Genomic DNA, 12,670 nt, shown 5'->3' with positions numbered 1-12,670 from the left:
ACGTAAAAGATGCAAAGTACCTGATTAAATTTTAATCAGCACCGGTAAGGAGAAAAGGCCTTCTTCACTCGGAAGAGCACGCATTTTCATTGAATGGAATTGCAGGGAAGGCGTCGGCGCGCACCGATGCGATGCATCAATGGTGTGCCGCACCATGCAGTGAAACAGGAATGAAATTTTTCCTGTGACCATCGGTAAAAAGATTGTTAGCAGATGTAACCCATGTCACGCAGGAGAAATAAACTTGCTCGCTACGCATAAGATTGCGTGCATGGCGTTATAACAAATGCGTACAAATGAATTGCCATTCGGCAGGAGAGACTGGTGTTATGGACAGGCGATTGCCGCGCTGCAGCACCTGCATGTCGGCCAGTTCGGGCGTTGCCCTTAATTCGGCCAGTGACATAAGACGCGTCTTTTTCTTGATGCGCACATCCACCAGCATCCAGCGCGGCGTCTCATGCGTGGCCTTCGGGTCGAAGTAATGACTGCGCTTGTCGAATTGTGTTTCATCGGGGTAAGGCGTGCTCGCCACTTCGGCCAGCCCGGCGATACCCGGTTCCGGACAGCTCGAATGGTAGAACAGCACGCCGTCGCCAACCTGCATCGCATCGCGCATGAAGTTGCGCGCCTGGTAATTGCGCACCCCTGTCCATGGTACGGTTTTTCCGGGAGCGGCTAGCGCATCGTCGATACTCACTTCGCCGGGTTCGGATTTCATCAACCAGTAGCGCATGGCAATCACCGTGAAAATGGAAGATCGAATGGGACAACAGACAGAACGACAGACAGAAAGCGGACGGCAACGGTATTCAATACAGCCGTTACATGACGTTTCACGAAAAACGCAGATAAAAAAACGGCCGCATCTGCATGCAGCCGTTCGTGATTCAGTCCCCGCATGTGCCGCTTTGCCGGCATCCTGAACCAAGAGGTTCAAGTTGGCCGCAGTTAGTTCAACTTCGGGTTCATCGGACTAGCGACGCTCACGCCCGTCGAACAAAATTCCGCGGCCGCTGCGCATAAATGGTTCAAGGAATTATGGCAATGGCGAACACCGCAGGGGACTTAAAGTCTACTCCAATCGCACTCCAAGTAAAAGAGAGTTTGATTAAAAAAGATTTTCCTGTGGCGCAAGCGCACTGTCGAGCACGGTATGCATTGCAGCGATTTTCTGCTTGACTTCAACAATTGCCATGCCTGACAGCGGACCATCCGGCGATTTGACGGACAGCAGTTCCGCCGTCACGCCCAGCGCCGCCATCACGGCGATACGGTCGGTGCCCTTGATCTTGCCCGCATCGCGGATCGCCGTCATTTTCTCATCGAGATAGGCAACCGTTGCGCGCAATGTTTCTTCCTCGCCTTCCTTGCATGCGAGTTTGTAGTTTTGCCCCATGATGGATACATCGAGCTGAATCATGCTGCTTCCTCATCCTGTTCGGGGGCCGGAATTTTTTCCAGCAGTGCGGAAACGCGATCGTGCGCCTCCTGCATGCGACGCGCCAGTTCGGCATTTTCCGCCGCCAAGGCAACGGAACGCAGCCGCAATTCAGCATTTTCGCTGCGCAGCGACTGGGTCAATGCAGCCAGTTGGCTGATTTTTTCGGAAAGATCGTGAAAGTCGGAAATCATATTTCGCCACTATAGTTGTGCGGAGGAACGACAGTCAATAGCCGCCGCATCCCGAACGCGGATAACAACACCGCCCGCGCGCCCATTCACTCTTTCCGGGATCGTTTTCGATAACAGAACGGCATCTGTCGCATCTTTCGACGTGCACCTGTTTCTGCCGTCGTTCGCGCATGGATGACGGTTTACTTATGTGTCACGGCATTTCGATCAAACGGCCGTCGACGGTAATCAGTGCCGTGCGTATTGCCGTATCCGGAAAAACTTCCTGTGCCGCCGCACGGTAATCTTCCAGTTGTTGTGCATAGGCGAGACGTTCCGATTCCAGCAGATTACGCTTGTAATCGAGAATCCACAGTTCGTCGTCAAACATGACCAGCCGGTCAAACCGCATCGTTGCGCCGTCAACCACGACTTCCATTTCGTTGCGCGCATACCGATAGGCCGCAGGATCGAAGAATCGTGCAAGCGCGGGTTCGGTCAGAATCGCACTCGCCTGTGTGTGCACGGTCTGCGCCAGTTCGGCCGGAAAGTTCAGCCATTGCGCCACAGCCAATAGGGACGGCAATGTCACAGGCCAGTCATGTTGGTCCGTCAGTCGCTCCATCAACGCGTGCAACGCGATTCCTTCATCGATGACTGCACTGGAGAAAACATCGTCGATCGCCGCTGCCGGCGCAGGCAAGGATGCGGGCGTGAAAATCGGCAGTTCGAAGTGCTTGTGCGTTTGCGTATAGGAAGATGCGTCGAAAAGCTGTTCGACGTGCATCAACTCGCCGCCCAAAATGCGGCCATACCAGCAGCCGTCCGCGACCCCATCGCTGGCGGCACTACGCCCGTCCGCCACACCGCTGACGATCAGCAGGTTTTTTGCACGCGTGATGGCGACGTACAGAAGGTTCCAGTCTTCCTGCGTTTTCAGCTGTTCTTCTTCCTCGAACAAGCGATCACGCGCAACGCCGCGCTCCGATTGCTTGCCGAACGCGGAGAAATGGCGCGGCCCGCCATCTTCCTGCGACCATTCGCACAAGACGCCGATATCTTCACGCATCGCTTCGCTGTGATTCGCATCGAGCAGCACTACAATCCGTGCTTCCAGCCCTTTCGCGCTGTGAATGGTCATGATGCGCACGGCATCGGTCGATGCATCGGCGTCCGCTTCATCCGGCGCATCGCTGTCGGCATTTTTCTGCAACTGGTTCAACGCATGGATGAATTTCGGAAGGCTTGGATAGCGGCCGGCGTCCAGATTCAGCGCCAGTTCGGTAAAGGCTTCAATATTGCCCAGTACCTGCGCGCGTACCAGCGGTGATACCGACGATGCATATCGCGCAATCACGTCGCCTTCATGCAGGATCCGATCGAGCAGGTCGTGCACCGGCAAATGCGGCGCCATCTGCAACCATCGGCTCAGCAATGCGATTGCGCGCTGCAATGCGACCGGCAATGCCGAAGAAGCCTCGCATTGATGCAATCGTTGCCACCAAGTGCGACCGGTGCGGCTGGCCAGCATGATCAGGTCGTCGTCGCTCGCACCGATAATCGGCGATTTCAATACATGTGCCAGCGCCAGATTGTCGTTCGGCGTGATCAGGAATGTCAGCAATGCGATCAGGTCGGCGATTTCGAGCGACGCCAGCAATCCACCGCGTTTGTCCGAAATGAATGGAATGCCTGCTTCGCGCAAGGCCCGCTCATAAGCGCGCAGATGCGTACGCTTTTTTACCAGCATCATCACATCCGACCACGCAAAATCGTCGACGGTCGACCGTGCACGCAGAATCGCCTGCGCCACCGCGCGGCCTTCATGCAATCGCCGTTCGTCTTCCTGTTCCTCGCGGGAGGTGGTCAACGGATCACGCAGGTGCGATGGCGACCACGCAATCTTTTCGGCTTCTTCGAGTTTTGCCAGCGGCAGTTTCCAGACTGCGCCGCCTTGCCCGCTCAATGTCGTTTGCGGTTTGAAAATGGGATTATGGATCAGGCTTGCATTCATCACATCGACGATCGCCTGCGCATTACGACGCGTCTGATTGGTTCGCAGGAAATCCGCGCCCTGCGCCGTCAATTGTTCACGCGCCGCGGTAAACACGCGTGGTTCGGCACGGCGGAAGCGATAAATCGATTGCTTGGGATCGCCGACGACAAACATGCTTGGGCGATCATGATCGCTGCCGTACGCAGCCAGCCATGCCTGCACGATTCCCCATTGCAGCGGATTGGTATCCTGGAATTCGTCCAGCAGCACATGCTGATAGCGGGAATCAAGCCGGCTTTGCAGATACGCAGCATGCTCTTCATTCGACAGCAGACGATAGGCCTGCCATTCAAGGTCGGAAAAGTCGAACACGCGCTGCTCGGCCTTGACCGCCTGATAGAGTTCCAGATAGGCGGCACCGGCCACAAACAATGCGCGGTTCAGCGCAATGACCTGCGGTTCGGTGCTGCGCATCAAAATCCGTTTCAGCGCATCGCCGACTTCATCGAATTCCCGCTCGAATGCTTCAACCCCGCTATCACCCAGGTGATCGATCAACACCTTGGTCAGATTCTTTGTACTGCGATTTTTGCGCGGCTTGCCGGCAGCGTCGAAAAATTCATTGGCGACTGCGGCGAAATTTTCCAGTGTTGCGCCGGCGCTCAACGGCTGTTCGATCGCGACCGCACGCTTCTGGTTGACGTCGGTTCCCTGTCCCAATAGCCATGCAATGCGACTCACGCGCGCAATCAACTTTTCGTCTTGCCACAACGACAGGCGTGCATCGGTTTCGCCATCCTCACCACACAATTCGCACAGCCAGTCGAGTGGCTGACCACATTGCTCCGCGGCCCACCATTCTGCGCGTTTGTCGACAAACGCATTCAGCAGATTGCGTGCATTCCAGTCGCCGACCATCTGATACAGATCGACCAGTGCCTGCCTGACATGCTGTTGATCGGCATCGTTGACCGATTGCATGAAGCGGCTGTACGTGTCCGCGTGTAACTCTCCGGTCGCTTCGGTCAAGGTATAACCGTGCGGTACGCCGGACGCGAGCGGCGCAATCTGGATTAATCGCGCAAACCAGCTGTGAAACGTATCGATCGACAAGGCGCTCGGACTGCGCAACACGCGCTCGTACAAACTTCGGGCCGACGGCAACATGGAGGGAATTTGCTGCAAGGTGATGCCGCGTTCAAGCAGGATCAGCGTCGCTTGCTGGTCGGATGCCAGTGCCAGCTCCTGCAGCAGATGCAACAGGCGCTCGCGCATTTCCTGCGCGGCCTTGCGCGTGAAGGTGATCGCCAGGATGGCGGCCGGTTCGGTCCCGGCAAGCAGCAGCCGCAACACGCGAGCGACCAGCAGCCAGGTCTTGCCGCTACCGGCGCACGCTTCCACCACGACGGATCGCGCCGGATCGCATGCGATCGCCGTAAATTGCGCAGCATCAGCGACAGCGCCGTTTATTTCATACGCGTGCGCCAATTCGACGTCATTCTGCGGTGCGCTCATCACCACGCTCCCTTGCGACACAGTCCGCGCGCATCGCAATACTGGCAAACGGATTCAGGCCCCGTCGCCGCCAATGGCGCACCACCGTCGATCGCCTGCATGCTATGCGTAATCTGTTCTTCCAGTGCGTGCTGCCAGGCAGAAAAATCCGGTGCCTCGACTTCCTTTATTTTGTCCCTGGTATCAAGCGGAACGTAGCAAGCGTTCAATAAGGGAATGTCGGACAGCAAACCGTAAAACGGCAGTTGATGATCCTCGCCCTGCTTCAGTCGGCTGTTCAATGACGTTGCATTGGTACTTTTATAGTCAAGCACCGCGCGTTCACCACCGTCGTTTTCGTCGATACGGTCGACATAACCGTGCAGGATGATGTCGCCTTGCGCTCCATCATTTTCCCAGCGCAGCGTTCTTTCCAGATGCTCCTCGCCGAAGACGAAATGCCAGCCCTGCCTTTCCCTTTCTTCAACCCATGCCAGATACGCCGGCATCGCCTTTTCCCAGCGGGCAAAATAGCCGAGGGCCGCGCCGCTTTTATCCAGCGATTGTGCAAAAATCTTTTGCGAAATGTCGTTCAGCAAGGCGGCACGATCTTCGACGGCAATGTGTTGGTCGCGCATCGTCGTATGGAAAGTCGCCAGTATCTGATGCAGCCAGTCGCCGTAATCGCGCTTTTCCGGCAGGTCCGACAACTCGTCGATGCCGGCCAGACCGAGCATGCGCGTGGCAAAAAACTGATAAGGACATGCGACCAGACTGTTGTACCCGCTGGCCGACAAACGCAGCGGCCGTAGCTGCGGCGCACTAGGGGCCGGCATCGTGACCGGGGTTGCGTGCAACTGTCGCGACGCCACGGTTGCGACGTGCGTTGCAAGCGGTGCGGCACCTGCTTTTGCCAGCGTCAATTGCAGGCGTTCGATCCACGGACTGACTGTGTTCGGCTCGCCATCCCTGGTCGTTTGCCATGACAGCACGATCTCGTTATTGGCAGACAATAATTCGGTGAAGTCGCGCAGTTGTTGCCGCTGCCGACTTTCGCGCGTTGCGAGTCCCAACTCACCCCGAACGGCGTTGGCAAAGAACAGGGTTTCCGACGGCTGGGACGGCAGGTGATCCGAATCGACACCTACCATCAATACCGCATCGAAACCGCGCAATCGCGCGCCGTTCAGTGGCAGCATCACCACACGCCGATCGATCTGCTTTTGAATGAACGGTGCGGATTCCAGTTGCAGATTGACGAATGCACGCCACTCGGAAAACGAAAATGCGTGACCCACGCCATCGCAATCCTGCGCGATCGCTTTCAGCAACTGCAGCGATTGCTGACCGGCGATATCCGCAGACAGCGCCTCCGTCATGCCAAGCGATGCAAACGTGCGTTCGGTTGTTGCGATCCAGTCGCACAACGTTTTGCGACCGGCATAGGATTTGGCCTGCTCCGCCAAACGGACAACCAGTGATTGCGCAACCGGCAAAGCAGTCAACGCGTCAGTAACCGTCGCCCAGTCGCCGGCAATGTTGGCGCGGCGCAATGCGATTTCTATCGCCATTACCAGATCGGCTTTGTCATCCGTCCCGGCAAAGACAAATGGGGACTTCAAGAAATCGAGCAGCGCGACCGTTTCGGCGCGTGCCGCGATCAGGTCAAACCATGCAGCGAACGCGGCTGCAGCGCGCGTGGTTGACAGTTTCCATCCCGTCTCGTCGGACACGATGACTTCTGCACGCTCCAGCAGTGCGCGGATGCGACGGGCAACGACGCGATCCTGCGCGACGATGGCGATCTTTTCCCGGCCGGCTTGCAGCCAGTCGATGATGGTTTGCGCGCCGGTGGTCGCTTCTTCTTCCAGGCTTGTCGCGGCATTCAGTCGCAAGCCGGCCGGTGTGACGATTCCACTGTAATCGATGGCCTGTTCGTCCTGCACGATTTCCGGCCAGGCCGCGGCGTAGGTTGTCGCAATCGAAGATGCATGCCAGTCCAGCGTAATGACGGTGACCGGCAATTGCATCGCATGCGTATCGATAAACGCCTGCTCAATCGCATCCGGCGCGACCGGGCTGACCCAGAACAAGGGTTGTCGTGTATTGCGTGCCAGATGTTGCATGCGCAAATAACGCGTCACGATCGCATCGTTCGCATCGAGCTGGCTCTTCCAGATTGACCACACCAGTTGCGTTTCGTCCGATAACAGATTGCGTGCGACCGGCGTCAATTTTTGCAGCGCGGCATGCCAGCGCTCATCGGCGAAGTCGGGCGTCGCTTGCAGCGATGGCAACAGCGCCTGCGTCAACTCGTCGGACAGTGTCAGCAGGATTTCAGCCAATGGCAACAGATCGGTATTGCGACGCGCGCCGAACAACTTCTTCAGCCAGCCGTGTTCACGTAACGACGCATACAACGACATCAATCGTTCGCTGGCAGCGGTGGCAACCGGGCCGGAGGTCGGCGGCAACATGCCCAGCCAGCCGAACATCGTGGAAATCGTCGGCGGGATGAATGTCGCGTTGATCTGACGACTTAATGCATCCTTAAGCAGATGTGCGTGTGCAAACGTCGGAACCACGACCCGCACGGCAGACAGATCGCGTCGATCCTCGACATGTTCGCTCGCCAGCACCACGCGTGCCGCGTCATCCCAGAAGACGGGAGAAGGCGAAATGGCAATGGAGCGAAATGTCATGAAGAGGATTTCAGCAGGGGAAATGAATGAGGAAACAGGCGGAAAAATCGCAATCGGTTTTGCATTTTATGCGAGGCAGCGTGAAATTTTCCGGGTGCCGCCACACTTTTTATAAAATAGGTTATGATCTGCCCAGACCCCGCCTGATTACCTGCTGTCGCCCCCTACAACTTGAACTAATCCGTATCGTCTCCATGTTTGTTGCAGTATCAGGAGGCGTTGCAAGCAAAACGACAGGAACGGTTGTCGTAAAGGCGCCGATTTATTTCCCTTTCTCCTCACACTGAGGCAAACATGAGCGAAAACATCAAACACATTAGCGATGCATCCTTTGACGCAGACGTACTGAAATCCGGCACCCCGGTTCTGGTCGATTTCTGGGCTGAATGGTGCGGTCCGTGCAAAATGATTGCACCGATCCTGGAAGAAGTCGCGAAAGAATACGCAGGCAAGATCCAGATCGCGAAGATGGACGTCGATGCGAACCAGGCGATTCCTGCCAAGTTCGGCATCCGCGGCATTCCGACGCTGATCCTGTTCAAGGATGGCGCACCGGCCGCGCAGAAAGTCGGCGCATTGGCAAAAGGCCAGTTGACCGCGTTCATTGACGGCAACATCTAAGAAATAAACAGGCAGCGATGCGCCCGCATCGCTGCTTCTTAATAGCAAACTTCACCACGTAGTTCCCTCCCCCACCTTTTTATCTCCCGTCCCGGGAAACTCAACACTATGCATTTATCTGAATTAAAGGCGTTACACGTCTCCGCATTGCTCGAAATGGCAATCAGCCTCGACATCGACAACGCAGCGCGCTTGCGCAAACAGGAACTGATGTTCGCGATTCTCAAGAAACGCGCGAAATCGGGAGAACAAATTTTTGGCGATGGCGCACTCGAAGTATTGCCTGACGGCTTTGGCTTCCTGCGCTCGCCCGACGCCAGCTACATGGCGTCCACTGACGACATCTACATTTCACCTTCGCAAATCCGCCGCTTCAATCTGCACACCGGCGATTCGATCGAAGGCGAAGTCCGCACACCGAAAGACGGCGAACGTTACTTTGCCCTGGTCAAGGTCGACAAGGTCAACGGCGAAGCGCCAGAAGCATCCAAGCATCGCATCCTGTTTGAAAATCTGACGCCGCTGCATCCGAACAAGCCATTGCTGCTTGAACGTGAAATGCGCGGCGAAGAAAACATCACCGGCCGCATCATCGATCTGATCGCGCCGATCGGCAAAGGCCAACGCGGCTTGCTGGTGGCATCGCCTAAATCCGGCAAGTCGGTGATTCTGCAGCACATCGCCCATGCGATCACGACCAATCATCCGGAAGCAGTGATGATCGTGTTGCTGATCGACGAACGCCCTGAAGAAGTAACCGAAATGCAGCGCTCGGTGCGCGGCGAAGTCGTTGCATCGACCTTCGACGAACCAGCAACGCGTCACGTCCAGGTCGCCGAAATGGTGCTGGAAAAAGCCAAGCGTCTGGTTGAAATGAAAAAAGACGTCGTGATCCTGCTGGATTCGATCACCCGTCTGGCACGCGCCTACAACACCGTGATTCCGGCCTCCGGCAAAGTGCTGACCGGCGGTGTCGATGCCAACGCATTGCAACGTCCGAAACGCTTCTTCGGTGCCGCACGTAACGTCGAAGAAGGCGGTTCGCTGACCATCATCGCGACCGCGCTGATCGAAACCGGCAGCCGCATGGATGACGTGATCTTTGAAGAATTCAAAGGAACCGGCAATATGGAAGTCCATCTGGAACGCCGCCTGGCCGAAAAACGCGTCTATCCGGCGATCAACCTGAGCAAGTCCGGCACACGTCGCGAAGAATTGCTGATCAAGCCGGATCAACTACAAAAAATCTGGGTGTTGCGTAAGTTGATGTACGACATGGACGAAATCGAGGCGATGGAATTCATCCTCGACAAGATGAAAGCGACGAAAAACAACGCCGAATTCTTCGACATGATGCGTCGCGGTAGCGGCTCTTGATGATGATCTGAAGACTGGTTGAATCTGCGCCGACCTGAAAAATCGGCTGCCGGAGCCGACGTTATTGCAGCTTGCGAACGTCGGGCTTTTTCTTTATTGCTGCATGCACAAAAAACAGATGCAATTGCGACAACACGCATTGAAAACTGCTTTTTGCGCGCTCGTTTCTTCCTTTTTTGCCACAACGTATTGAAACAGGGTTTTCCTTCTCAGCGCATGTTCCGCAAGCTGCTGATTTCATTGTATAATCTTCGGCTATTTCCAACCAGGCAAGTGATCGACAATCGGGCCAAGAAGCAGTGCGGCCGACGAAGTGACGATTGGCTACCAAACCATTGAGGCAAACATGAAAGAAGGCATTCACCCGGATTATCGCGAAGTCGTGTTTCAGGACATGTCCAACGATTTCAAATTCATCACCCGTTCGACCATTCAAACGCGTGAAACCATCGATTTCGAAGGCAAGCAATATCCGCTGATCAAAATCGAGGTGTCGTCGGAATCGCACCCGTTCTACACCGGCAAGCACAAGATCGTCGATACCGCAGGTCGCGTGGACAAGTTCCGCAAGAAGTTCGGTACCGTCGGCTCCAAAACGCAAGTGGCCGAATAATTTCGGATGCGTGTGTGAAAAAAGGCAGCTACGGCTGCCTTTTTTGTTGGCAGTCCGCGCGTTACCGGCATGCCTTTCCATACAGTGCAACTAATACGCCATTCATCGATCACTGCACTGCCAGCGATTTTTTGCGGCACAATAGCGCCGAATCATATAAAAACAGCATCCCTTCATGAAGCCAGTCCGACTCCCCGCCTCTGCCACGCTTGCTCTCCCGCGCTGGGCGCTGTTCGCACTGTGTTTACTCTATATTCTTCCCGGCCTGGTCGGTCGCGACCCATGGAAGCCGGATGATGCTGCCGGCTTCGGCATCATGTGGACAATGGCGCACGGCACGCTGGCCGACTGGCTGGCGCCGAACATCGCCGGCCTGCCGATGTACGAAGAAGGTCCACTGACATTCTGGCTCGGCGCAATCTGCATCAAGCTGTTCGGCTGGCTGTTCGGCGAGCCAATGGCGGCACGCGTTGCGCCGATCGGCTTCTTCCTGCTCGGTTCGATGTCGGTGTGGTACACCACTTATCTGCTCGGTCGCCGCACCGATGCACAACCGTTGAAGCTCGCTTTTGGCGGTCAGCCCGAGCCGAAGGATTTCGGCCGCACGCTGGCGGACGGTGCATTGCTGATTTATCTCGGCAGCCTCGGCCTGCTGGTACACAGCCACGGCACCACATCGGACGCGTTGCAGGTATCGCTGGTGGCATTCTCGCTCTATGCAGCAACACGCATGTTCGAATCGCGTTCGACATGCAGCGCCATCGGCTTCGGCCTTGTGCTCGGTCTGCTGGCACTGACACGCGGCTGGGTCGTACCGCTCGGCCTCTGGTTCGGCATTGTGGCGCTGGCATCGGTACGCGAACGCGGCGTGCTGTTGCGCCTGATGCTGATCACGCTACCGCTCGGCGCACTGGTCGCTGCATCATGGACGCTGGTTGCATACTTCACCGCGATGCCGTCGGACAATGCGGCAACCGCCACATGGATGGCGTGGAATTACCAGCAAATCGATTCACCGACGTGGCCGACGCTGCAGTACTTCCTGAAGAACGTGATCTGGTTTGCATGGCCAGCCTGGCCATTCGCGATCTGGGCAGTCTATGCATGGCGACGCCAGCGTGAAGCATTGCACATCACGCTGCCGCTTACCTTCTTCGCCACGCTGCTTCTACTCGCGTTGCTGAACCCTGATGTGGATGAAACGAATTTGCTGCCATTACTGCCGATGCTGGCGATTCTCGCGGCCTTCGGACTGCCGACGATGAAGCGTGGCGCAATCAATGCGGTCGACTGGTTCTCGGTCATGATGCTGTCGACCTGCGCGGTTTTCATCTGGATCGGCTGGATCGCCAAGCAGACCGGCTGGCCTGCACAACTGGCGAGAAACGCATTCAAGATTGCGCCCGGTTTCAAACCGGAATTCAGCCTGCTGACTTTTCTTTTCGCGGCTGCTGCATCGGCTGCCTGGATCTGGATCGTCTACTGGCGCATTTCGCGCCGCCCTTCAGTATTGTGGCGCGCCGTCGTGCTGTCTTCCGGCGGCATCATCCTGTGCTGGCTGTTGTTGATGACGCTTTGGCTGCCATGGGGCAATTACATCAAGAGCTATGCCATCGTTGCCCGCGAGATCGCGGATGAACTGCCTCCTGTCAAACGTTGCGTCGCAACCGATGTCGGAGAAGCACAGCGCGCGTCGTTTGCCTACTTCGGCGACATCAAATTCGCTCCGCCGAATGAACAACGCCGTTGCGATTTCCTCCTGCTGCAGGACCATCATCGTGGCAACGATTCACCGCGCATCAAGACCCATGACGGCAGGCAATGGCAATTGCTGTGGCTGGGCCGTCGCGCGTCGGACCGTAACGAACGCTTCCGTCTGTATCGCAGAATCTACGACGTGCCGGCCGAACAAAAATAATCGGTCGTCGCATTGGTTAATGCGTCAACTTGTTATCGCCGCCTGTATTCGTCATCAACCAACGATTTATCAAAAGCAATTTGCGTTCATGTGAGTCTTGCTCAAAAATCGCGAATCGCGCATAATAACGGGCTTGCGTTGCCGGGATGGCGGAACAGGTAGACGCACGGGACTCAAAATCCCGCGCCGCAAGGCGTGCCGGTTCGATTCCGGCTCCCGGCACCAATCAAATCGATATAAATATGCGGTTCTCATGTGAATGGGCGCCGCATTTTTTATTTGGACGAGCGGATTCTACTGCCCTGCTTTTTCGGCAATACAGGCCGTCGATGAAT

The 12,670-nt window shown here is 56.3% G+C and carries 10 protein-coding genes, 1 tRNA gene and 1 other RNA gene; 6 read left to right on the top strand and 6 right to left on the bottom strand.

Features of this window, described 5'->3' with window-relative positions; genetic code table 11:
• Positions 1 to 277: 277 nt before the first annotated feature.
• The 6 genes from VN114_RS00510 to VN114_RS00485 all read right to left on the bottom strand — a co-directional run bounded on the left by VN114_RS00510 (position 278) and on the right by VN114_RS00485 (position 7,806).
• Positions 278 to 736: an EVE domain-containing protein gene (locus tag VN114_RS00510; protein ID WP_325510896.1), complete on the bottom strand. Its 459-nt coding sequence runs from the start codon at positions 734 to 736 to the stop codon at positions 278 to 280.
• Between the two features lie 154 nt (positions 737 to 890).
• A non-coding RNA gene (gene ssrS / locus VN114_RS00505) (6S RNA) lies at positions 891 to 1,069 on the bottom strand.
• A 42-nt stretch (positions 1,070 to 1,111) separates the two neighbouring features.
• The gene (locus tag VN114_RS00500; RefSeq protein ID WP_325510894.1) at positions 1,112 to 1,423 is read right to left on the bottom strand and encodes a cell division protein ZapA; all 312 of its coding nucleotides are present in this window, start codon (positions 1,421 to 1,423) and stop codon (positions 1,112 to 1,114) included.
• Entirely contained in the window at positions 1,420 to 1,635 is a 216-nt protein-coding gene (locus tag VN114_RS00495; RefSeq protein ID WP_325510893.1) for a DUF904 domain-containing protein, read from the bottom strand. Before VN114_RS00495 ends, VN114_RS00500 begins: the two co-directional genes overlap by 4 nt.
• 193 nt (positions 1,636 to 1,828) lie before the next feature.
• On the bottom strand, positions 1,829 to 5,125 hold the full coding sequence (locus tag VN114_RS00490; protein ID WP_325510891.1) for a UvrD-helicase domain-containing protein: 3,297 nt from the start codon (positions 5,123 to 5,125) through the stop codon (positions 1,829 to 1,831).
• A complete protein-coding gene (locus VN114_RS00485; protein WP_325510889.1) occupies positions 5,125 to 7,806 on the bottom strand; it encodes a PD-(D/E)XK nuclease family protein in 2,682 nt (893 codons plus the stop codon). Before VN114_RS00485 ends, VN114_RS00490 begins: the two co-directional genes overlap by 1 nt.
• A 294-nt stretch (positions 7,807 to 8,100) precedes the next feature.
• Between VN114_RS00485 and trxA the strand changes: the two genes are divergently transcribed.
• The 6 genes from trxA (at position 8,101) to VN114_RS00455 (ending at position 12,560) form a co-directional block, all read left to right on the top strand.
• Positions 8,101 to 8,427 (top strand): thioredoxin TrxA, encoded by a 327-nt coding sequence (gene trxA, locus VN114_RS00480; protein WP_325510887.1) that lies wholly within the window; start codon positions 8,101 to 8,103, stop codon positions 8,425 to 8,427.
• 108 nt (positions 8,428 to 8,535) lie between these two features.
• Positions 8,536 to 9,804, top strand: coding sequence for a transcription termination factor Rho (rho, locus tag VN114_RS00475; RefSeq protein WP_325510885.1), 1,269 nt, complete (start codon positions 8,536 to 8,538; stop codon positions 9,802 to 9,804).
• Between the two features lie 18 nt (positions 9,805 to 9,822).
• Positions 9,823 to 10,143 (top strand): hypothetical protein, encoded by a 321-nt coding sequence (locus VN114_RS00470; RefSeq protein ID WP_325510883.1) that lies wholly within the window; start codon positions 9,823 to 9,825, stop codon positions 10,141 to 10,143.
• Positions 10,144 to 10,150: 7 nt separating this feature from the next.
• A complete protein-coding gene (locus VN114_RS00465) occupies positions 10,151 to 10,417 on the top strand; it encodes a type B 50S ribosomal protein L31 (protein WP_325510881.1) in 267 nt (88 codons plus the stop codon).
• A gap of 175 nt (positions 10,418 to 10,592) precedes the next feature.
• Positions 10,593 to 12,335, top strand: a complete 1,743-nt coding sequence (locus VN114_RS00460; protein ID WP_325510879.1) for a glycosyltransferase — start codon at positions 10,593 to 10,595, stop codon at positions 12,333 to 12,335.
• Between the two features lie 140 nt (positions 12,336 to 12,475).
• A tRNA-Leu gene (locus VN114_RS00455) sits at positions 12,476 to 12,560 on the top strand.
• The last annotated feature ends 110 nt before the right edge of the window (positions 12,561 to 12,670 follow it).

The sequence above is a fragment of the Oxalicibacterium sp. genome, from assembly GCF_035565035.1.
Taxonomy (GTDB): Bacteria; Pseudomonadota; Gammaproteobacteria; order Burkholderiales; family Burkholderiaceae_D; genus Oxalicibacterium.
This window is presented reverse-complemented; position numbering and strand designations above follow the sequence as displayed.